Source organism: Comamonas sp. HJ-2, from assembly GCF_053615495.1.
This window is the reverse complement of record NZ_JBSIFD010000017.1, coordinates 82,045-102,963: the sequence shown is the minus strand read 5'-3', so window position 1 is coordinate 102,963 and position 20,919 is coordinate 82,045. Positions and strand designations below refer to the sequence as shown.

At 62.0% G+C, this 20,919-nt stretch carries 18 protein-coding genes; 17 read left to right on the top strand and 1 reads right to left on the bottom strand.

Going from position 1 to position 20,919, the window contains the following annotated elements:
- Window positions 1-9: 9 nt before the first annotated feature.
- On the bottom strand, window positions 10-1,704 hold the full coding sequence (locus ACWGXF_RS15360) for an MBL fold metallo-hydrolase (RefSeq protein ID WP_054073880.1): 1,695 nt from the start codon (window positions 1,702-1,704) through the stop codon (window positions 10-12).
- Between the two features lie 159 nt (window positions 1,705-1,863).
- Between ACWGXF_RS15360 and ACWGXF_RS15355 the strand changes: the two genes are divergently transcribed.
- From ACWGXF_RS15355 to rsmH, 17 genes are all read left to right on the top strand, one after another.
- On the top strand, window positions 1,864-2,646 hold the full coding sequence (locus ACWGXF_RS15355; RefSeq protein ID WP_224648918.1) for a crotonase/enoyl-CoA hydratase family protein: 783 nt from the start codon (window positions 1,864-1,866) through the stop codon (window positions 2,644-2,646).
- Window positions 2,647-2,684: 38 nt separating this feature from the next.
- On the top strand, window positions 2,685-4,589 hold the full coding sequence (locus ACWGXF_RS15350; protein WP_256628580.1) for a feruloyl-CoA synthase: 1,905 nt from the start codon (window positions 2,685-2,687) through the stop codon (window positions 4,587-4,589).
- 60 nt (window positions 4,590-4,649) lie between these two features.
- A complete protein-coding gene (locus tag ACWGXF_RS15345) occupies window positions 4,650-5,417 on the top strand; it encodes an SDR family NAD(P)-dependent oxidoreductase (protein ID WP_087864798.1) in 768 nt (255 codons plus the stop codon).
- Between the two features lie 178 nt (window positions 5,418-5,595).
- Window positions 5,596-6,603, top strand: coding sequence for a Bug family tripartite tricarboxylate transporter substrate binding protein (locus ACWGXF_RS15340; protein ID WP_452102073.1), 1,008 nt, complete (start codon window positions 5,596-5,598; stop codon window positions 6,601-6,603).
- Between the two features lie 91 nt (window positions 6,604-6,694).
- Window positions 6,695-7,702 (top strand): Bug family tripartite tricarboxylate transporter substrate binding protein, encoded by a 1,008-nt coding sequence (locus ACWGXF_RS15335; protein WP_452102072.1) that lies wholly within the window; start codon window positions 6,695-6,697, stop codon window positions 7,700-7,702.
- Between the two features lie 153 nt (window positions 7,703-7,855).
- A complete protein-coding gene (locus ACWGXF_RS15330; RefSeq protein ID WP_256628578.1) occupies window positions 7,856-9,619 on the top strand; it encodes an acyl-CoA dehydrogenase family protein in 1,764 nt (587 codons plus the stop codon).
- Window positions 9,620-9,715: 96 nt separating this feature from the next.
- Window positions 9,716-10,276 carry a MarR family winged helix-turn-helix transcriptional regulator gene (locus ACWGXF_RS15325; protein ID WP_003069024.1) on the top strand — a complete coding sequence of 187 codons (561 nt, stop codon included), beginning with the start codon at window positions 9,716-9,718 and terminating at the stop codon, window positions 10,274-10,276.
- A 50-nt stretch (window positions 10,277-10,326) separates the two neighbouring features.
- Window positions 10,327-11,205 carry a diaminopimelate epimerase gene (gene dapF, locus ACWGXF_RS15320; protein WP_256628577.1) on the top strand — a complete coding sequence of 293 codons (879 nt, stop codon included), beginning with the start codon at window positions 10,327-10,329 and terminating at the stop codon, window positions 11,203-11,205.
- Complete coding sequence (locus ACWGXF_RS15315) at window positions 11,202-11,915, top strand: DUF484 family protein (RefSeq protein ID WP_003069020.1); 714 nt, start codon at window positions 11,202-11,204, stop codon at window positions 11,913-11,915. The genes dapF and ACWGXF_RS15315 overlap by 4 nt, the downstream gene beginning before the upstream one ends.
- A 25-nt stretch (window positions 11,916-11,940) precedes the next feature.
- Complete coding sequence (locus ACWGXF_RS15310; protein ID WP_256628576.1) at window positions 11,941-12,987, top strand: tyrosine recombinase XerC; 1,047 nt, start codon at window positions 11,941-11,943, stop codon at window positions 12,985-12,987.
- A gap of 210 nt (window positions 12,988-13,197) precedes the next feature.
- Window positions 13,198-14,313 carry a CobW family GTP-binding protein gene (locus tag ACWGXF_RS15305; protein ID WP_034362970.1) on the top strand — a complete coding sequence of 372 codons (1,116 nt, stop codon included), beginning with the start codon at window positions 13,198-13,200 and terminating at the stop codon, window positions 14,311-14,313.
- Window positions 14,314-14,567: 254 nt separating this feature from the next.
- Complete coding sequence (dksA, locus tag ACWGXF_RS15300; RefSeq protein WP_003069012.1) at window positions 14,568-15,311, top strand: RNA polymerase-binding protein DksA; 744 nt, start codon at window positions 14,568-14,570, stop codon at window positions 15,309-15,311.
- A 46-nt stretch (window positions 15,312-15,357) separates the two neighbouring features.
- Window positions 15,358-17,085: an STAS domain-containing protein gene (locus ACWGXF_RS15295; RefSeq protein WP_256628575.1), complete on the top strand. Its 1,728-nt coding sequence runs from the start codon at window positions 15,358-15,360 to the stop codon at window positions 17,083-17,085.
- A 147-nt stretch (window positions 17,086-17,232) separates the two neighbouring features.
- Window positions 17,233-17,778 carry an ATP-dependent protease subunit HslV gene (hslV, locus tag ACWGXF_RS15290; protein ID WP_003051248.1) on the top strand — a complete coding sequence of 182 codons (546 nt, stop codon included), beginning with the start codon at window positions 17,233-17,235 and terminating at the stop codon, window positions 17,776-17,778.
- A 77-nt stretch (window positions 17,779-17,855) separates the two neighbouring features.
- Window positions 17,856-19,175, top strand: coding sequence for an ATP-dependent protease ATPase subunit HslU (gene hslU, locus ACWGXF_RS15285; protein WP_003051251.1), 1,320 nt, complete (start codon window positions 17,856-17,858; stop codon window positions 19,173-19,175).
- A gap of 354 nt (window positions 19,176-19,529) precedes the next feature.
- A complete protein-coding gene (mraZ, locus tag ACWGXF_RS15280; RefSeq protein WP_452102071.1) occupies window positions 19,530-19,958 on the top strand; it encodes a division/cell wall cluster transcriptional repressor MraZ in 429 nt (142 codons plus the stop codon).
- 9 nt (window positions 19,959-19,967) lie between these two features.
- Window positions 19,968-20,897, top strand: a complete 930-nt coding sequence (rsmH, locus tag ACWGXF_RS15275) for a 16S rRNA (cytosine(1402)-N(4))-methyltransferase RsmH (RefSeq protein WP_256628574.1) — start codon at window positions 19,968-19,970, stop codon at window positions 20,895-20,897.
- Window positions 20,898-20,919: the final 22 nt, after the last annotated feature.

Below are 20,919 nucleotides of genomic sequence, written 5' to 3'. Positions count from 1 at the left end.
CGCTGGGCGCTATCTGCCAAGGCAGAGCTTTTGAATGCGCTCCACATGCGCCAGCAGCGATTGCTGGGCCACGGGCCACAGGGCTTGAGGTGTGTCCGCGTAGGCAATCGCCACCCAGTCCTGAATGCTGCCGTCGGGCTTGGTGCGCATGGCCTGATGTACCTTGGCCTCGCGTGCCAGGCGGTGGGCCTTGAGGCGGGTGATCTGATGTCGCGCAAAGCCCAGCACATAGCCATGGGCGGGCAGGATGTAGCGAATGTCGTGCTCCAGGCACATGGAGTGGAGCCTGTCCAGCGAATCGAGGTAATCGATCATATTGCCGTCCGGCGGGCTGATGACGGTGGTGCTGCCATTGAGGATGTGATCGCCACTGAATAGCAGCGCGTCCTCCTCCAGCAAAAAGCACAGGTGGTTGGCCGCGTGGCCGGGCGTGAAGATGGCTTGCAGCGTATGCGTGATCTCGCCTTCTGCCCCTTGTCCGGCAAGCGTGATGCGCTCTCCGTCCTGTAGCGTCACCTCGGGTCTGAAGCGACTGTTGGCGCGCGCTGTGGGCGCCGACGGCAGGCCCATGATGGGAGGCCTGGCATGGCCGGAGAGCAGGACCATGGCCTGCAGCGGCGCGGCGCCCGGCGAGTGATCGGGGTGGGAATGGGTGCAGACGATGTAGCGGATATCGCCGCCGGCGGCATCGTGCAGGCGCTGCAGATGTTCGGCATCGTCCGGGCCGGGGTCGATGGCGATATAGCCGGTATGCGCATCGCCGACCAGATAGCTGTTGGTGCCGGGACCGGTCATCATGCCGGAGTTGGGGGCCGTCAAACGCAGCAGGTTCTTGCGCAGCGGCACGGCTTTTTCAGGCTGCCAGTCCAGATGGTGAATGCCGTGGCCGTCGGGCAGCACCATTTCCAGTTCGCCATAGGCCATATCGGTTTCGGTATGACGTGTGTCTTTGCCTTTCAGGTGGCCGCCACGGGGACAGGCCTGCCACAGCGGCTTCTCGCTTAGCAGTGCATTGATCACGGCCTGGGTATCGGGCTGGTGAGCGATGCGCTGCAATGTGCGCTGGGTGGGAAAGAGGATGAACAGCTTTTTCTCTTCAAAGCGCGCAATCGCATCCTGCGGAGAAATCCAGGTGGGCTCGAACTGCTCGGTTTCGTCGGCCACCGCCGTTTGACCCTCGGGCATGCGGGCCACAAAAAACGGCACGTTAAAGCGCTTGGGCAGGTCCAGTGGTGCGGTCCAGTGGGCCAGATACCAGAGCTGGTCCACGGCCAGCGTCCAGCCGCGCGCGCGGCATTGCTCATACAGCGATGCCTTGCGGTCCAGTTGCTGAACTTGGGCCGGTGGAACGGGTTGGCCGGCCTGGTCATAGGCCAGCAGGATGCCCAGCTCCTCAAAAGTCTCGCGAATGCCTGTCAGAGCCTGGGTGATGCGTTCATCTCCCGCCTCGGCGATCATGCTGGGGCGCAGGCGCGCCAGCGCATGACTGGCTGGGGCTGCATCTTCATCTTCCTGGCCGCCGCCGGGGAAAACATAGGCATTGGCAAAGATGCCTTGATCTGCACGCCTTGTCATCAGCACTTCAAAACCATTGCCATCGGCGCAGTCGCGCAGCAACAAAAGCGTGGAAGCATCGCGCGCGGGAACTGGCGCGCGCTGGGGCTGAAGCAACTGGCTGGGGCGGGGCTGGCTGGGTGATGTCATGAGGTCACATTATGCGAAGTCGCCGCGTTCGTGAATGTCACACCTGGACTAGTTGTGCACTCCTGCTGCGCGAATCGGGGAAAGCACTGAGAGCAAACGGCCGAGGATGTCTTGCATTTAGTTATTTGAAATAACAATAATGATGCAAAAGGAATGGTTATGACTCATAAAGAAATTGCAGTTGAGTTCCGTGGCGAAGCCGAACAGGTCGTCGTCATTCGCCTGATGCGTGCCGCCAAGCGCAACGCCTTGTCCGATGGGCTGGTGCTGGGTCTGCGCGATGTATTCATGAATCTGCCCGCCAGCGTGCGCGCTGCAGTGGTGGATGGCGATGGACCGCATTTCTGCGCCGGCCTGGATCTGAGCGAGCTCAGCGAACGCGATGCGGCCCAGGGCGTTCTGCACTCACGCATGTGGCATGAGGCGCTGCGCCAGGTGCAGTTCGGCGCGGTGCCCGTGGTCGCCGCCCTGCATGGTGCCGTGGTGGGGGGCGGCCTGGAGCTGGCCAGCGCCTGCCATATCCGTGTGGCCGACAGCAGTACTTTCTATGCCTTGCCCGAAGGTTCGCGCGGCATTTTCGTCGGCGGCGGCGGCTCGGTGCGCATCCCGCGCCTGATCGGAGCCGCACGCATGGCCGACATGATGTTCACGGGCCGTGTGTACAAGGCCGAAGAGGGTGAGCGCATTGGTCTGTCGCAATATCTGGTGCCCGAAGGACATGCGTTGGACAAGGCCGTGGAACTGGCGCTGCGCATTGCCGAAAACGCCCCCATGACCAATTACGCCCTGATGCACGCGTTGCCCAGGATTGCCGATCAGCCCGCTGATCAGGGGCTGATGACAGAAGCTCTGATGGCTGCCGTGGCGCAGAGCGCGCCAGAAGCCAAGTTCCGTTTGCAGGAATTTCTGTCAGGGCGGGCCGCCAAGGTCAGCAAGGACTGAAAGCACTCTCAAAAAACAACGCTGTGGAGACAAAGACAATGCAGGAGACAAACACAGCCATGCAGGCCCTCGGCCAGGTGGTAGAGGGGGGCAGGCCCCGCTACCGTGAGCTGGAGTTCGGCGTGCGCAGCATCCAGGTCAGGGAGGCAGGCGACGGCACTTTCTACGTGCGCTCCGACCGGGAGCTGGCAGAGCACGCAGCACGCATGACTGACAGGCTGCTGCACTGGGCGCAGACCACGCCGCAGCAGACCTTCATCGCCCAGCGACAACGACTGGCCGACGGCAGCACCGGTGATTGGCAGCGCATCGACTATGCCCAGACGCTGGCAGCGGCGCGCAGCATTGCGCAGTCCTTGCTGGACAGAAAGCTTTCGGCAGAGCGTCCCGTCATCATCCTCAGCGAGAACGATCTCGACCATGCCATGCTGGCCATGGGTTGCCTGTATGCAGGCGTGCCCTATTGCTCGGTTTCCACAGCCTATTCACTGGTCAGCACCGATTACGCCAAGCTGCGCCATGTGGTCGATACGCTCACGCCAGGCCTGATCTTTGCCGCCGATGCGGCGCGCTACGACAAGGCGGTACGCGCCGTGCTGCCCGAGGGCTGTGAGGTGGTTTACCGCAAGCCGGCCGTCGATGCCCGGACCTGCACCTTGTTTGCCGACCTGCTGGCAACCGAGCCTACAACTGCGGTGGATGCCGCCATGCAGGCCACCGGGCCCGACACCATCACCAAGTTCCTGTTCACCTCGGGATCGACCAAGCAGCCCAAGGCCGTGATCAACACTCACGGAATGTGGTGCGCCAACCAGCAGCAGATTGCCCAGACCATGCCCGATATGGTCAAAGGCCCGCCCGTGCTGGTGGACTGGCTGCCCTGGAATCACACTTTCGGAGGCAACAAGAATATCGGCCTCGCGCTCTATCACGGCGGCACTGTCTATATCGACGAGGGCAAGCCTACGGCGGCGGGCATTGCGGAGACGCTGCGCAATCTGCGCGAGATCTCTCCCACCGTTTACTTCAACGTACCCACGGGCTTCGAATACATCGCCCGCGCCATGGAGGGCGATGCGCAGTTGCGCAACAGCCTGCTCAAGCGCGTCAAGATGTTCTTCTACGCAGGAGCCTCTCTGGCGCAGCCCGTCTGGGATAGCCTGCACCGCACGCAGGAGGCCGAGTGCGGCGAGCGCATCGTGATGGGCACGGGCCTGGGCATGACCGAGTCCTCGCCCTCGGCCCTGTTCATCAACCGTCCCGATGTGCGCTCGGGGGACCTGGGCGTACCGGTGCCGGGTCTGGAGCTCAAACTGGCGCCTGTGGATGGCAAGCTGGAGGTGCGCTATCGCGGGCCGAACGTCACGCCCGGCTACTGGCGCGCGCCCGAAGCCACGGCAGAGGCGTTTGACGAGGACGGATTCTTCCGCACCGGCGACGCCGTGCAGTGGCGCGACCCGCAGGATCGAAACCAGGGTCTGCGCTTTGACGGCCGCATTGCCGAAGACTTCAAGCTGGCCACGGGCACATTCGTCAACGTGGGGCCGCTGCGGGCCAGGATCATCCATGCCGGCGCGCCCTATATCCAGGATGTGGTGCTGACCGGTCTGGATCGCAAGGAGGTCGGTGCCATCGTTTTCGGGACCCCGGCCTGTGCGGCCTTGAGCGGCCTGGACGCGGGGGCGACGCTGGAGCAGATCATGCACAGCGAGCCCGTGCAGCAGCATCTGCAGACGGTTCTGAACCAGCTGGCGCAGACGGCCACCGGCAGTGCCACCCGCATTGCGCGGGCAGTGGTGGCGATCAGGGCGCCCTCGCTGGACCTGGGCGAAGTCACGGACAAGGGCTCCATCAACCAGCGTGCCGTGCTCCAGCATCGCGCCGATGTGGTGGCAGGCCTGTACGACGAAACGCTGGCCCTGATCCTGAAGCCCAATCTCTGAGCCAGGACAGGCTTGAGCCCAATGACAGAAAGCGCAAGCAGCTTTTAAAAGGATAGTGATATGCAAGTTCAGGATCAGATTGCCATCGTCACCGGAGGAGCCTCGGGCCTTGGCGAAGCCACGGCGCGTGCGCTGGCTGCCGCAGGCGCCAGGGTTGCCGTGCTGGATCGTCAGCTCGACAAGGCCAAGGTGGTGGCTGCCGAGATCGGCGGACTGGCGCTGGAGAGCGATATCTGCGATGCGGTCAGCGTCACGGCCGCGCTGGATGCCGTTCGCGAGCAATGGGGCTCGGATGCACGCATTCTCATGAATGTGGCCGGCATCGGCACGGCCAAGCGCGTGATCGGCCGCGATGGCGAGCCCGCACCGCTGGAGGACTTTGAACGCGTGATCCGCGTCAACCTTGTCGGCAGCTACAACATGACGCGGCTGTTTGCCGCACGCTGCGCCAAGCTGGCGGCGCTGGAGGATGGCGCGCGCGGCGTGATTCTCTACACCGCCTCGGTGGCAGCCTTCGATGGCCAGGTGGGACAGCAGGCTTATAGCGCATCCAAGGGCGGCCTGGTCGGCATGACGCTGCCCATGGCGCGTGATCTGGCCCAGCACGGCATTCGTGTCTGCACCGTGGCGCCAGGCTTGTTCGCCACACCGTTGATGAAGGAATTGCCCGAGCCCGTGCAGCAGTCGCTGGCGGCATCCATTCCCTTTCCTTCGCGCCTGGGCAAGCCTTCGGAGTTTGCCGATCTGGCCGTGCATATCGTGCACAACGATCATCTCAATGGCGAGGTGATTCGTCTGGATGGTGCGCTGCGCATGGCTCCTCGGTAAGTGTTACCCCCTGAGGCACTTTGCGCCTTCCCCCAAGGGGACGACACCATCGCTGCGGGGCTGCCCTTGCTCGATGTCTCTGGCTTGGAGAGTGCCAGAGCCAGCTCAGTGCCAAAGATTGAGACGTGTATTGATTCCACAGGACCGAAGAGTCCGTATTTCAAGCAGGAGACAAGTCATGCAAGGTCGTCGCAATTTCGTCAAAGGGCTGGGCGCTGGTGCCGCGCTGGCCGCGTTCGGCGGCATCGCCAGCCGCAGCGCCTATGCCCAGGGCAGCGGACCACTGGAGCAGGTGCGCATTCTCTACGGCTTTCCCGCAGGCAGTGCCGGTGACTCTGTAGCCCGCCGCGTGGCCGAAAAGATTGGCGGCACCAGCTACTCCAAGAACATGGGCGTGGTGGAGAACAAGCCCGGTGCCGGTGGCCGCATCGCGCTGGAGAATCTGCGCAACTCTGTGGGCGACGGCTCGGTCATCGTGCTGTCCCAGGTCTCGGCCTTCTCCATCTACCCGCATATCTATAGCAAGCTGAGCTATCAGGCCAAGGATTTTGAGCCGATTTCCATCGGCGCCATCATGCACCATGGACTGGCTGTCGGCCCTGCCGTGCCGTCCGAGGTCAAGACCCTCAAGGATTTTCTGGCCTGGTGCAAGAACAACCCCGACAAGGCCAGCTTCGGCAGCCCCGGTGCCGGCAGCCAGCCGCATCTGCTGGGGGCGCTGCTGAGTCTGCGCTCCGGCGTCAGGCTCAGCCATGCGCCATATCGCGGCATGGCACCCGGCGTCTCGGACGTCGTGGGCGGTCAGATCGCCGCCATCATGGGCACGTGCGGCGACTACCTGAGCTATTACAAGGCCGGCAAGCTGCGCGTGCTGGCCACCAGCGGCCCGCAGCGCAACCCCTATCTGCCCAATGTGCCCACCTTTGCCGAGCAGGGCTTTGCCGATCTGACGGCCGAGGAATGGTTTGGCTTCTATGCCAATGCCAGGACACCGGTCGACGTGCGTGCACGCGCCCATGCGGCCATCACGGCAGCGCTCAAGAGCGACGCGCTCAAGGAAAGCCTGGGTGTGGTGGGCCTGATTGCCACCAGCTCCACGCCAGAGGAGATGGCCCGTTCGCAGCAGGCCGAGTTCGAGCGCTGGGGTCCGCTGGTCAAGCAGATCGGTTTTACGGGCGATTCCTGATGACCCCTCGGTATCGAATAGCATTCGGGTCGGGATTTTTCAGACAGGCTCAAGCCTGCATATAGCGATCGAACAATAGAGGAGACAAACCATGCAAGATCGTCGCAATTTCGTCAAAGGCCTGGGCGCTGGTGCAGCGCTGGCCGCGTTCGGCGGCATCGCCAGCCGCAGCGCCTATGCCCAGGGCAGCGGACCACTGGAGCAGGTGCGCATCCTTTACGGCTTTCCCGCAGGCAGTGCCGGTGACTCTGTAGCCCGCCGCGTGGCCGAAAAGATTGGCGGCACCAGCTACTCCAAGAACATGGGCGTGGTGGAGAACAAGCCCGGTGCCGGTGGCCGCATCGCGCTGGAGAATCTGCGCAACTCTGTGGGCGACGGCTCGGTCATCGTGCTGTCCCAGGTCTCGGCCTTCTCCATCTACCCGCATATCTATAGCAAGCTGAGCTATCAGGCCAAGGATTTTGAGCCGATTTCCATCGGCGCCATCATGCACCATGGACTGGCTGTCGGCCCTGCCGTGCCGTCCGAGGTCAAGACCCTCAAGGATTTTCTGGCCTGGTGCAAGAACAACCCCGACAAGGCCAGCTTCGGCAGCCCCGGTGCGGGTACCCAGCCGCATCTGATCGGCTCCCTGCTCAGCCTGCGTTCGGGCATCAAGCTCAGCCATGTGCCTTATCGCGGCACGGCGCCTGCGGTGTCAGACCTGGCTGGTGGTCAGATTGCAGCCGTGATGGGCCCCAGCGGCGACTTCCTGAGCTACTACAAGGCCGGCAAGCTGCGCGTGCTGGCCACCAGCGGCCCGCAGCGCAACCCCTATCTGTCCAATGTCCCTACCTTTGCCGAGCAGGGCTTTGCCGATCTGACGGCCGAAGAGTGGTTTGGCTTCTATGCCAATGCCAAGACGCCTGCCGATGTGCGTGCACGCGCCCATGCGGCCATCACGGCGGCGCTCAAGAGCGACGCGCTCAAGGAAAGCGTGGGTGTGGTCGGCCTGATTGCCACCAGCTCCACGCCCGAGGAAATGGCCCGTTCGCAGCAGGCCGAATTCGAGCGCTGGGGACCGCTGGTCAAGCAGATCGGCTTTACTGCGGATACCTGATACACCCCCTGAGCCGCTTCGCGGCTTCCCCCTGAGGGGGACGGCGCCATCGCCGCGAGGCGGCTCTTGCTGGGCGCCTCTGACTATAGGGTTGCGCTTCTTGCATAGCCCGCGTTTTGGTTGAGTTTTTGCTGCAAACGCAGCCGGTTTTGTATGTCCTATTTGCCCCTCAGTGCCGATAACGCGTTTCTTCTATTTGATGTGCTCAAGGCCGATGAGCAGTTGCAGCGCCTGCCGGCGCATGCCGCAACGGATCAGGCGCTGATGCAGCAGGTGCTGGAAGAGGCCGGCAAATGGGTGGGCGAGGTGGTGGCGCCGCTGTCGCGCGAAGGTGACGAGGTCGGCGTGCAGTTTGCAGCGGGCAAGGTCACCACGCCGCCTGGATTTGCCCAGGCCTATCAGGACTTCTGGCAGGCGGGCTGGCCTGCACTGGCCTGTGCCGAGGAGGACGGCGGCCAGGGGCTGCCCTGGGTGCTGGAAGGCGTGCTGTACGAATGGCTGAGTGCCGCCAACCATGGCTGGACCATGGCGCCGGGCCTGCTGCATGGTGCTTATGAGTGCCTCAAGCACCATGGCAGCGATGCGCTCAAGGCCGCCTATCTGCCCAAGGTGGCCAGCGGTGAATGGCTGGCAACCATGTGTCTGACGGAGGCCCATGCGGGCAGCGACCTGGGGCAGGTACGCACGCAGGCCGTGCCGGTTGGCGAATCCGAGCAGGGCGAGCGATTCGAGATCAGCGGCAGCAAGATTTTCATTTCGGGCGGCGAGCATGATCTGACCGATAACATCCTGCATCTGGTGCTGGCGCGTCTGCCCGGGGCTCCGGCAGGGCCCAAGGGCCTGTCGCTGTTTCTCGTGCCCAAGCTGCTGCCAGGCGGCGAGCGCAACCGCGTGGTCTGTGAGCGCATCGAGGAAAAAATGGGCCTGCATGGCAGCCCCACCTGCGTGATGCGCTTTGATGGGGCTGCAGGCTGGCTGATAGGCCAGCCCGGAGCGGGCCTGAACGCCATGTTCGTCATGATGAATGCCGCGCGCCTGCATGTGGCGCTGCAGGGCATAGGCCTGCTGGACGCGGCATGGCAGAAGGCCCATGCCTATGCGCTGGAGCGCCGTCAGATGCGAGCGCCAGGGGCGGTGCCGGCCTCGCGTGGCGCAGGCGATGCAGCAGATCTGATCATCGAGCATCCGGCCATTCGCCGCACGCTCGATTTGCAGCGTGCCTGGGTGGATGGCGGGCGTGTGCTCGCCTACCAGACCGGTATCTATCTCGATGTAGCGCGACATGCCGAAAGCGCCCGCGAGCGCGAGCAGGCCCAGCAGTGGTGCAGCCTGATCACGCCCGTGCTCAAGGCCGCCTGGACCCAGCAGGCATTCGAGGGTGCCAGCGCCTGCCTGCAGGTGTTCGGCGGCCATGGCTACATCCGCGAGTGGGGCATAGAGCAGATCGTGCGTGATTCGCGCGTGGCCATGATTTACGAAGGCACGAATGAAATTCAGGCCATCGATCTGCTGGTGCGCAAGGTGCTGCCGGACGGTGGTCAGGCCATGGGGCAATGGCTGCTGACTTTGCGCAACAGCCTGGATGCAGGTCGGGCGCTGGATGCAGAAGTGCTGCGCTGCCTGGCCCAGCTGCGCTACTTCACCACGGTGCTGGCGCAGGCCTGCAAGGAAGATGACACCCTGGCCTGGCGCGTGGCCGACGACTACCTGCGCTGCGTGGCCGTGGTGCTGCTGGGCTGGGCGTGGGCACGTATTGCGGCCACAGCGGGGGGCGATAGTGAGCGCTGGCGAGGCCCCTGCAAGCAGGTGCAGCAGCGCATATGGCCCGAAATGGACTGGCGTCTGACTCTGATGAAGGCGCAGTGGGCGCAGGCTTCCGTCGTACACGGCAACCAGCTGTTCACCTCCGCGCATTGATCAAAATGGCTGCAGGATGCGAGCAATACCGGCACAATTGCGGTCTTTTCATCGCGCCCCTGGATTGCTCTTTTGCCTTCGAAGTTGACATCGCCAATGCTCGCTCACAAGACTGCTGAACCAGACTCCAAACCTGCACGCTCCTTGCGCGGCACGCGCTCCAGAGAGGTGGGTTCGGACCTCCCGGGCTCGGGGCAGGAGCCCAGGGACAGTGCCGAGGTTTTTGCCGTCGATCAGGTCGATGCCAGCTTTCTGGAGTCGCTGCTGGGCTACAACGCCAGGCGCGCCTCGCTGGCTCTGGTGGGAGTTTTCATGCGCTGCATGGAGCGTTTTGACCTCAAGATCGTCGAGTTCTCCGTGCTGTCTCTGGTGGGCAGCAATCCGGGCATCACCTCGCGTCAGCTCTGTCAGCAACTGGCCGTGCTGCCGCCGAATATGGTGGGCATGATCGATGCGCTGGGCAAACGCGGCTTTCTGGAACGGCGTCCGCACCCGCGAGACGGCCGCGCCACGGGTCTGTACCTGACCGCGGCAGGGCGCGAGCTGGTGGATACGGCCGAGCCCGAGCTCAAGAGCAGCGAGACCCGTGCCATCGCGCATCTGAGTGCTGCCGAGCAGGTGCAGCTCATGGAGTTGTTGCAAAAGCTGTATCGCTGATCCCATGGCATGGCGCAGATCCTGCGCCCGGCGCGATAATGTGCGGCATCATGCAGATTCGCTTTACCAAGATGCAAGGTGCGGGCAACGACTTTGTCGTGCTCGACGAAACCCAGGCTCGCCTGGGCTTGAGCACCGCCCAGTACCGCTACCTGGCCAATCGTCACTTTGGCGTGGGCGCCGACCAGATCCTGACGGTGCGCCCGGCACCCGCAGAGGGCGTGGACTTTGAATATGTGATCCACAACGCCGACGGTGGCGAGGTCGAGCAGTGCGGAAACGGCGCACGCTGTTTTGCGCGCTATGTGCATGACAAGGGTCTGACCGACAAGAGCGTGATCCGCGTACAGACCCTCTCGGGCGTCATCGCCCCCGAAATTCATGGCAATGGCCGCGTCACGGTCGATATGGGGGCGCCTCAGCTGGATCCGGCCAAGGTGCCGTTCACGAACGACGGTCTGCAGGCCGAGACTCTGGGTTCGACGCAAAAATGGCCTCTGACGCTTGATACTCCTTTGCAGCCGGCTACAGTCTGGATAGCAGCCGTTTCCATGGGCAATCCGCATGCGGTGCAGTTGGTGGACGATGTGGATGCCGCTTTGGTGGGGTTGCACGGCCCGCTGATAGAGAACCATGCCCGTTTTCCTCAGCGTGTGAACGCCGGCTTCATGCAGATCCTCAACCGCGGTGAAGTCCGCTTGCGTGTCTATGAACGTGGTGCCGGCGAGACCCTGGCCTGCGGTACGGGGGCTTGTGCCGCCGTGGTGGCCGGCATTGGCTGGGGCCTGCTCGATCAGCGCGTCGATGTTCATACCCGCGGCGGTCTGCTGACCATTGAATGGACTGGCGGTGCGCACGATCGCGTGCGCATGACCGGCCCTGCCGAATTTGTTTTTGAAGGCCAGATCGACATACCTGATACCTTATGAACAGCTTGACCGATACCGCCATGACCGAAGAGTCGATTGCCGATTACCTCCAGGAAAACCCCGATTTCTTCGAGCGCCATGCCGAGATGCTGACAGGCGTGCGTTTGATCAGCGGTCATGGCCCACGTGCCGTCAGCCTGCAGGAACGTCAGGCCGAGATGCTGCGCGAAAAGATCAAGGGTCTGGAGCATCGCATCATGGACATGGTGCGCCATGGCAGCGAGAACGCTTCCATCGCCAACAAGATTCATCAGTGGACCCATGCCCTGGTCAAGGTGCAGGACCTGCGCGAGCTGCCCCATGCGCTCACCGCCAGCCTGCAGCACACGTTTGATGTCCCCCAGGTCGCACTGCGTCTGTGGAATGTGGCGGGCGCGCACAGCGGCACCGTCTACACCATGGGAGTCAGCGATGATGCCAAGGCCTTTGCTTCGTCTCTGACCATGCCGTTCTGCGGCCCCAATATGGGCTTCGAACCCGTGACCTGGCTGCCCAACCCCAATGCGGTGCAGTCGGTCGCGCTGCTGACTCTGCATGACGGTGCCATGGACAGCACTTCCAATGCCTTTGGCATGCTGGTGCTGGGCTCGCCCGACCCGTTGCGCTTCGATGCCACCATGGGTCTTGAATTCCTCTCCCGCATCTCCGAGCTGGCCAGTGCCTCGCTCTCGCGCATGCGCGCTCCTGCGCTGACGCTGGCGCACGGCTGAGGCTGCAAAAAGGGGGTAGATACCGATGCAAGAGCGCGAGCAGCCCTCTTTTGAGGAGCAGTACGCGCAGCTTCCGGAAGTTGTCCATAGCTATCTGGAGCATGTGCGTGTGCAAAAGCGCCTGGCCGAGCGCACGCATACGCTGTATGCGCTGGACCTGATCAAGCTGCAGAGCTTTGCGCAGGCGGTAGCTCAGGAGCTTTTGACGCTGCAACCCTCGCATATCCGCCGCTTTGCTGCGCAAATGCATGGCGCCGGCCGCAGTGCACGCGGTATCGCACTGATTCTTTCGGGCTGGCGCAGCTTTTTCCGCTGGGCGGCCCAGCGGGAGCTGGTGCCTTTCAACCCCGTGGAGGGCGTGCGCGGCCCCAAAGCCGCCAAGCCTCTTCCCAAGGCACTGGCTGTGGACGATGCCGTGCAGCTGGCCAGTTTTCACAACCCCGAGGCGGACCCGTGGATGGAGGCGCGTGACGTCGCCATGACCGAGCTGCTCTACAGCTGTGGCCTGCGTGTGGCCGAACTGGTGGGGCTGGATTTGCGGCCCGACCAGCAGAGCCGGCATGAAGGCAGAGGCTGGATTGACCTGGAGGCGGGTGACGCCCATGTTCAGGGCAAGGGCAGCAAGCGCCGCATCGTGCCCGTGGGGCGCATGGCGATCGAGGCCTTGCAGCGCTGGCTGGCGCTGCGCAGCAGCGCGCTGGTCGGGACTGCACAGCTCAAGGCACAGGATGAAGCGGCCTTGTTCGTCGGCCGCCGGGGCGAGCGGCTCAGCGCCCAGTCGGTCTGGTCGCGTCTCAAGCAGCGAGGCCAGCAGGCGGGGCTTGCGACTGGCGTGCACCCGCATGTGCTGCGTCACTCCTTTGCCAGTCATATGCTGCAGTCCAGTGGCGATCTGCGTGCCGTGCAGGAGCTGCTCGGGCATTCCAGCATTGCCACCACGCAGATATATACGCGGCTGGATTTCCAGCATCTGGCCCAGGCTTATGAAAAAGCCCACCCGCGTGCGCAGCGCAGCAGCGTCGGAGAGACGCCCGCTCCATTGCGCATGCCGGACGACGAAGAGCAAAACTGAAGAGTCCTGATTTGATAGCTTGAAGTGATTGTTGAGTATGTGATGGAGGTGATTTTTTGCTGAAATTTCTGCCATCCCTGCTGCCCATGCGCGCTTGAAAGCACCGCTACACTCCCCAGCTGTTATCACCGGAGCGCGCATAGGGATGCGCCGCCCGTGTTTTTTGGACAGCCGCATGTGGCGGCTGGCCGCAGCAAGAGGTTTCAACGCATGGCTCTCATTCCTGTCACCATCCTCACGGGCTTTCTGGGCTCGGGCAAGACCACGCTGCTCAAGCGCGTGCTGCACGAATCCCACGGCATGAAGATTGCCGTGATCGAGAACGAGTTCGGCGAGGAGAACATCGACACCGACATTCTCAAGACCGAATCCAAAGAACAGATTCTGCAGATGAGCAACGGCTGCATCTGCTGCACCATCCGCGAAGACCTGCGCGAGGCTTTGCAGTTGCTGGCCGCCAAGCGCCGCAAGGGGCAGGTGGACTTCGACCGCATCGTGATCGAGACCACCGGCCTGGCCGATCCCGGTCCCGTGGCCCAGACCTTCTTCATGGATGACGAGATCGCCGAGACCTATCTGATCGACTCCATCATCACTCTGGTGGATGCCAAGCATGCCAACCAGCAACTCGACGATCGCCAGGAAGCGCGCCGTCAGGTGGGCTTTGCCGACCAGATGTTCCTGTCCAAGACCGATCTGGTGACGGATGCGGAAAAGGAGGCGCTGATCCATCGCCTCAAGCACATGAACCCGCGCGCGCCCATCCGTGCCGTTCATTTTGGCGATGTGCCCCTGAGCGAAGTGTTCGACCTGCGTGGCTTCAACCTGAACGCCAAGCTGGACATCGACCCTGATTTCCTCAAGGAAGATGATCACGACCACGATCATCACGACCACAGCGCTTGCGACCATGACCATGGCCAATGCGAACACGATCATGAACACCAGCACGACGAGCATTGCGGCCACGACCACCATGACCACGAGCATGGCGAGCACTGCAATCACCCACATCACCATCATCACGACGATGACGTGAAGAGCTTTGTCTACCGCGCCGATCGCGCGTTCGACCCGGCCAAGCTGGAAGACTTTCTGGGCGCCATCGTCAATATCTACGGCCCCAAGATGCTGCGCTACAAGGGCGTGCTCGACATGAAGGGCACCAGCCGCAAGGTCATCTTCCAGGGCGTGCACCAGCTCATGGGCAGCGATCTGGGCCCAGAGTGGGAAGCCGATGAAAAGCGAGTCAGCAAAATGGTCTTCATCGGCATCGACCTGCCGCAGGACATTCTTCGCCAGGGACTGGATCAATGTCTGGTGTAAACCCTGGGTTTGGGGGCTGTTTCGGCGAAAGCTAACGGTTTGCTGACAATGACTGACGGCCTGCCAAGCAGGCCGTTTTGTTTGTCTGTTATTTCTCGCAAACTGACCGAAACAGGCGCAGGCTTTGTTGCAAATTGTGGGGTATGTGCAACGGAGCCGGGATGGGGGGACTGGCGTGGCTACAATGCCGGCCCTAAAGAGGGTGTTGGAGCAATCCGGCCCTGCAAGGGCTCTGTACTGTAAGGAGACAGGACGTGACCGCTGTGAAAAGTAATCTGCCCAAGGCTGCAGCCAAAGCTGCGGCAGCGGCTGTGCACCCCCGCAGCGTCGAGACCTCTTTGGTGGACGCCGCGTTGGACAACCCGGTGCTGGTACCTGCAGCAGCGGGAGAATCTTCCAAATCGTCCAGATCCAAGCGTTCTGCATCGCCTCCAGCGCGGCAGCCTGAAACAGATGTTCCGCCCTTGGCAGCTTCGGCAGTCAAGGCTGCGGCAACCATGAGAGATACGAAAGCAATGACCAACACAAAGCAAGCTGTGCCCAAGAAAGATCCCAAGCTGGCCAACGCCTGGAAGACCAAGTCGGTAGAGGAGCTGACCGATGCTGAAGTGCTGGCCATGTCTGATGACGATTACATGAACGACGCCCAGCTGGCCTACTTCCGTCGCAAGCTGGTCGCGCTCAAGAACGATATGCATGTGAATGCGGGCGAGACTGCGGAAAACCTGCGTGAAGACACCGTCGTGGTGCCCGATCCTGCCGATCGTGCCACCATCGAGGAAGAGCACGCTCTCGAGCTGCGCACCCGTGACCGCGAGCGCAAGCTGCTCAAGAAGATCGACCAGTCCATTGCCCGCATCGATGCCGGCGACTACGGCTACTGCGACGAAACCGGCGAGCCAATCGGAGTGGGACGGCTGCTGGCTCGCCCCACCGCTACACTGTCGCTGGAAGCCCAGCAGCGCCGTGAACTCAAGCAGAAGATGTACGGCGATTGATCTGCGTCAGGCGTTGGCGGGGCTGCAGGCAGCAAAGTAGAGGACCATGGTGAAAGAAGAAAACAAGTCGGGAGGGTTGCTGTCCAAGGTGGTGCGTTTCGTGCGCCACCCGACCGTGAATTGGTCCGATTTGGAAAATCTCAACCAGGAAAGCGAAGCAAGCCAGTACAGCAAGCAGGCGCTAAAGGAGATGCTGGAGCGCAAGCGCCAGAACGACTTTGTGCGAAAGCGCGAGTTTGACCAGCTGCGCAAGCTGCGTCAGGCTCAGCTGTCCAAGACGGCGGTGACTGCCAGGGCTCCGCTCGAGACGCCGACCCCATTGGCACCTTCCTCTTTTTTGCAGACTGCCCAAAGCTCCGTACCGGGCGAGCGCGCAGAAACCATCAAGAAGATCGACGAGATCGAAGCGCAGATGGCCCAGCAATGGTGGCGCGGCAAGCTGGCCGCTGATGCCGCCACCATGCCGCTGCAACTGCCGGAGGTCGGAGGCAGCATGCCTTCGGTATTTAAAAGCCAGCCGCTTTCAATCAGCACGTTGCCCCTGCTTCAGGATGTGTTGCCAGGCGATCTGGAGCTGCCGCAATCGGGGCGGCAGGGCAATCCTGTTGCTTTGCCGGGCCTGCGTGGCGAGACGGACTTTTCGCCGGCGTTTGCCACGACCGAGGTCTCCGCTCCAACCGATATCAACATGGTTCCGCCGTCCTTTGCGCGCTTCGAGCATGATGCCGCGCTGGAGGATGCTGCGATTGTCTTTGCCAGCGGTGACAGCGTAGCAGCCGAGACCAGTCTCAAGGCCTTGATTGCCGAGCGTGCTCAGGATACGCCGGCACAGTTGCAGGTCTGGCTGGCACTGCTGGACATGTACCGCGCAGCAGGCATGCAGGCTGAGTTTGAAGACGCTGCCATGGACTTTGTGGCGCGCTTCGGCCGCTCGGCCCCGCAATGGTTTGTGATGCCGCAGCAGGCGGGCAGGCTTAGCGAAACCGCGCCGGATGCCGCAGCAGTGCAGACCGGCTTTCGCTGGCAGGCTCCTGTGCATTTGGATGAGCCTGGCTTCAAGGCGCTGCTGGCCAGCAAGGCGCGCAGCGTCGGCAGCTCGGTCATGGACTGGAGCGTTCTGGAGAGCCTCGACCCCGGCGTGAAGAAGCCGCTGCTGGATGCGGCACAGCGATGGGCCGACGAAAAGGGATCACTGGTTTTTGCCGGCCATGAAAGATTGCAGGCCGTGCTCAGCAAGCACACCCCTTCCGGTGATCGAGCCGTCGATCAGGACTGGTGGTATTTGCGTCTGGCCATGCAGCGCCTGATGCATCTGCAGGACGAATTTGAGCTGACGGCGCTGGACTATTGCGTGACCTACGAGCTGTCGCCACCCTCGTGGGACGATCCGGTCTGTGCGTATTCGAACGAAGGGCAGGCGCAGAACCTGCGTGCCCAGGATAGCCGACTCTTGGGGCCGGAGACGATTCAGCCCGGCATGCTCTGGAAGGAGCATCAGCCGCGTTTTGCGCTGCAAGGCGTGATCGACGGCGATGCATTGCCCTGGCTGGCCGAGGTTCAGGAAAAGGCCAAGCTTGGCGAAGCCATTGCCATTGACTGCGCGCGCCTGGTGCGCATGGACTTTGCTGCCGCAGGCTCGGTGCTGAACTGGGCTGCGCAGATGCAGGAGCTGGGTCATGTGTTGCAGTTCGGTCAGTTGCACCAGTTGCTGGCGGTGTTCTTCAATGTTGTTGGCATTCAGGAACATGCACAGGTGATCCCAAGGAGGGACTAGCTCCCTGGGTGGCTATGCCGCCTCCCGCCAAGAGGCGGCGTCTCCGGCTGGAGTCGGGCCGTTTGAGGCCTTATCCACAGCAAGCGCTGCAAATTTAATTTTTCTGGGCCTCTTGAGGTCGATCTTGTCTGTCCCCATCTGCTCCAGATGGAACAGTTTCACGGCACCACCATTTTGAGCGTGCGCCGCCAGACTCCCGAGGGCGTGCAAGTCGCCATCGGCGGTGATGGTCAGGTCACATTGGGCAATATCGTCATCAAGGGCACGGCGCGCAAGGTGCGCAAGCTCTATCACGGCAAGGTGCTGGCGGGCTTTGCGGGGGCAACCGCAGATGCCTTCACGCTGTTCGAGCGCTTCGAGGCCAAGCTGGAAAAACACCAGGGCAACCTGACCCGCGCCGCGATCGAGCTGACCAAGGAGTGGCGTACCGACCGCGTGCTGCGCAAGCTTGAAGCCATGCTGGCCGTGGCCGATGCGACGACCTCGCTCATCATTACCGGCAATGGCGACGTTCTGGAGCCCGAGCAGGGCATTGTGGCCATCGGCTCCGGCGGCGCCTATGCGCATTCCGCAGCCAAGGCCTTGCTCAACAACACCGAGCTGTCGGCCGAAGATGTGGTGCGCAAATCCCTGGCGATTGCCGGCGAGCTGTGCATCTACACCAATATGAATCACACGATCGAGACGCTGTAAGCACCTCGATTATCCGAATTGATAGCTGTCGGCGCTTTATGGATGGGCGCCGGAGGCATATTTGACTGAGAATTCACATGTCTTCTGCCATGACTCCCCAGGAGATCGTCTCCGAGCTGGACAAGCACATCGTCGGCCAGCATGGTGCCAAGCGCGCGGTGTCGATTGCCTTGCGCAATCGCTGGCGCCGTCAGCAAGTGCCCGAGGGCCTGCGCCAGGAAATCACGCCCAAGAACATTCTGATGATCGGCCCCACGGGCGTGGGCAAGACGGAGATCGCCCGCCGCCTGGCAAAACTCGCCGATGCTCCCTTCATCAAGGTCGAGGCGACCAAGTTCACCGAAGTGGGCTATGTGGGCAAGGATGTGGACGCCATCATCCGCGATCTGGCCGAAGTTGCCGTCAAGCAGACGCGCGAGTCGGACATGAAGAAGATGCGCGCCCGCGCCGAAGATGCTGCCGAGGAGCGCATTCTCGATGTGCTGATCCCGCAGGCCCGCACTGGCGAAGTACCCGCGGACAACACGGCGCGTCAGGTTTTCCGCAAGAAGTTGCGCGAAGGTCAGCTTGACGACAAGGAAATCGAGATCGACATCGCCGAGCAGATGCCTCAGGTGCAGATCATGGGCCCCCAGGGCATGGAAGAGATGGCCGAGCAGCTGCGCGGCATGTTCAGCCATATGGGCCAGGAAAAGCGCAAGACGCGCAAGCTCAAGATCGCCGAGGCCCTGAAGCTGCTGACCGATGAGGAAGCAGCAAAGATGGTCAATGAGGAAGACGTCAAGACCCGCGCCATTGCCAATGCCGAGCAAAACGGCATTGTCTTCATCGACGAAATCGACAAGGTGGCGACGCGCCAGGAAACCAGTGGCTCCGATGTATCGCGTCAGGGTGTGCAGCGCGACCTGCTGCCCTTGGTCGAAGGTACCAGCGTCTCGACCAAGTACGGTGTGGTCAAGACAGACCACATTCTGTTCATCGCTTCGGGTGCTTTTCACCTGTCCAAGCCCAGCGATCTGATTCCCGAGCTGCAGGGGCGCTTTCCCATTCGCGTGGAACTGGAATCTCTGTCGGTACAGGACTTCGAGGCGATTCTGATGCAGACTCACGCCTCCCTGGTCAAGCAATATCAGGCGCTGCTGGCGACCGAAGGCGTGACCCTGGAGTTCAAGCCCGAGGGCATCACGCGTCTGGCAACGATTGCCTTTGACGTCAACGAGAGTACCGAAAACATCGGTGCACGGCGTCTGTCCACAGTGATGGAGCGTCTGCTTGACGAAGTCAGCTTCGATGCGGCCAAGCTTTCGGGGCAGACCGTGGTGATCGATGCAGCCTATGTGGATCAGCGCCTGCAGGTGCTGAGCAAGGATGAGGATCTGTCGCGCTTCATTCTTTGAAGAACCGAGCGCTTGAAGCGAGCTGCCCGCCTGTGCGGGCAGTTTGCGTTTGTAGGAGAAGGTCGAGACTTAAATCAGTTCTTTCCATTGAATTGAATGGTTGCAATTGACGTCTCCTAATGAGAGTCCACTTGCATTGACTTTGCTAAGTGCTTGTAAAGGAAAGGTATTTTCAGAATAAGGCTTTTCTTTTTCTCTCTAAGTGCTTGATTTCATTGCAAATAATTGTTCCTTCGGGTTTGGATTCACCTTAAATTGCTGATACAGTGCAAAAAAGTGCAATTAAGTGGTGAAAGCTGCCCTCGTGCCCATTTTTGGGGAACGAGCGGCTCCAGATGACCGGAGTAACTTGCCGTGTTTCAAGGGGCGTCTTCGCTGAATCTCGATGGAAAGGGTCGGCTCTCAGTGCCGACCCGGCATCGTGACGCCCTTTTCTCCTTGGCGGAGGGGCAGGTCACTTTCACCAAGCATCCCGATGGCTGTCTGTTGCTGTTTCCGCGCCCCGAGTGGCTGCAGTTTCGCGAACGCGTCGCGCAACTGCCGATCACGGCTCAGTGGTGGAAACGGATTTTTCTGGGCAATGCCATGGATGCGGAGATGGATGCAACCGGTCGGCTGCTGATTTCGCCCGAGTTGCGTGAGGCCACAGGTCTGACCAAAGAGGTCTTGATGCTGGGCATGGGGGCGCATTTCGAGGTCTGGGACAAGGCCACTTATGAAATGCGCGAAGCGGAAGCGCGCCAGCAACCGATGCCGGCGGCTTTCCAGGATTTTGTTTTGTAGGAAGTGCTTGTGAATCAGCCGTTGCAACATATCACCGTCTTGCTGGACGAGGCCGTGGACGCCCTGCTGGGTGGTGCCGCCAAGCCGCCTGCCGGCCAGTGGGTCGATGCGACGTTCGGTCGAGGCGGTCATTCCCGGCTCATTTTGCAAAGGCTGGGGCCGGACGGGCGCTTGATCGCGTTCGACAAAGACCCGGACGCAATTGCTGAGGCGGCGCGCATCACCGATGCGCGTTTTTCGATTCGGCATGAAGGATTTCGCCATCTTGGCGAACTGCCCGAAGGCAGTGTGCAGGGGGTGTTGATGGACCTGGGGGTGAGCTCGCCCCAGATCGACAACCCGGACCGGGGCTTCAGCTTCCGCTTTGACGGCCCCCTCGACATGCGCATGGACACCACGCGTGGTCAGAGCGTGGCCGAGTGGCTCGAAGATGCGGAAGTGCAGCAGATTGCGGAGGTGATACGTGACTACGGCGAAGAACGGTTTGCTGGCCCCATTGCAAAGGCGATTGTTGCTCGGCGCGAAAGCCAGGGCTCATTACGCACCACTGCCGAACTGGCCCAACTCGTGGCTGGCGCGGTCAAGACCCGCGAGGCTGGGCAAAACCCGGCAACACGGACCTTCCAGGCTCTTCGGATTTTCATCAATGCCGAACTTCAGGAGCTTGAGCAAGCGCTAGAAGCCAGTCTGCGCGTGCTGGCTCCCGGCGGCCGTCTGGCCGTGATCAGCTTCCATTCGCTGGAAGATCGCATCGTCAAGCAGTTCATTGCCAAGCATTCCAAGGAGGTCTACGACCGCCGTGCACCGTTTGCGCCTCCCACGCCCATGCGTCTGAAGGCGCTGGAGCGCATCAAGCCCAGTGCTGCCGAGGTGGATGCCAATCCCCGTTCGCGTTCCGCCGTGATGCGCGTCGCCGAGCGCACCGAGGTGCCTGCATGATGCATCGCCATGCCGCTCCGAG

Excerpts from the sequence above, each read along its gene's own strand:
- ACWGXF_RS15360 (WP_054073880.1), bottom strand. The coding sequence starts at position 1,704 with ATGACATCACCCAGCCAGCCCCGCCCCAGCCAGTTGCTTCAGCCCCAG.
- ACWGXF_RS15355 (WP_224648918.1), top strand. The coding sequence starts at position 1,864 with ATGACTCATAAAGAAATTGCAGTTGAGTTCCGTGGCGAAGCCGAACAG.
- ACWGXF_RS15350 (WP_256628580.1), top strand. The coding sequence starts at position 2,685 with ATGCAGGAGACAAACACAGCCATGCAGGCCCTCGGCCAGGTGGTAGAG.
- ACWGXF_RS15345 (WP_087864798.1), top strand. The coding sequence starts at position 4,650 with ATGCAAGTTCAGGATCAGATTGCCATCGTCACCGGAGGAGCCTCGGGC.
- ACWGXF_RS15340 (WP_452102073.1), top strand. The coding sequence starts at position 5,596 with ATGCAAGGTCGTCGCAATTTCGTCAAAGGGCTGGGCGCTGGTGCCGCG.
- ACWGXF_RS15335 (WP_452102072.1), top strand. The coding sequence starts at position 6,695 with ATGCAAGATCGTCGCAATTTCGTCAAAGGCCTGGGCGCTGGTGCAGCG.
- ACWGXF_RS15330 (WP_256628578.1), top strand. The coding sequence starts at position 7,856 with ATGTCCTATTTGCCCCTCAGTGCCGATAACGCGTTTCTTCTATTTGAT.
- ACWGXF_RS15325 (WP_003069024.1), top strand. The coding sequence starts at position 9,716 with ATGCTCGCTCACAAGACTGCTGAACCAGACTCCAAACCTGCACGCTCC.
- dapF (WP_256628577.1), top strand. The coding sequence starts at position 10,327 with ATGCAGATTCGCTTTACCAAGATGCAAGGTGCGGGCAACGACTTTGTC.
- ACWGXF_RS15315 (WP_003069020.1), top strand. The coding sequence starts at position 11,202 with ATGAACAGCTTGACCGATACCGCCATGACCGAAGAGTCGATTGCCGAT.
- ACWGXF_RS15310 (WP_256628576.1), top strand. The coding sequence starts at position 11,941 with ATGCAAGAGCGCGAGCAGCCCTCTTTTGAGGAGCAGTACGCGCAGCTT.
- ACWGXF_RS15305 (WP_034362970.1), top strand. The coding sequence starts at position 13,198 with ATGGCTCTCATTCCTGTCACCATCCTCACGGGCTTTCTGGGCTCGGGC.
- ACWGXF_RS15295 (WP_256628575.1), top strand. The coding sequence starts at position 15,358 with ATGGTGAAAGAAGAAAACAAGTCGGGAGGGTTGCTGTCCAAGGTGGTG.
- hslV (WP_003051248.1), top strand. The coding sequence starts at position 17,233 with ATGGAACAGTTTCACGGCACCACCATTTTGAGCGTGCGCCGCCAGACT.
- hslU (WP_003051251.1), top strand. The coding sequence starts at position 17,856 with ATGTCTTCTGCCATGACTCCCCAGGAGATCGTCTCCGAGCTGGACAAG.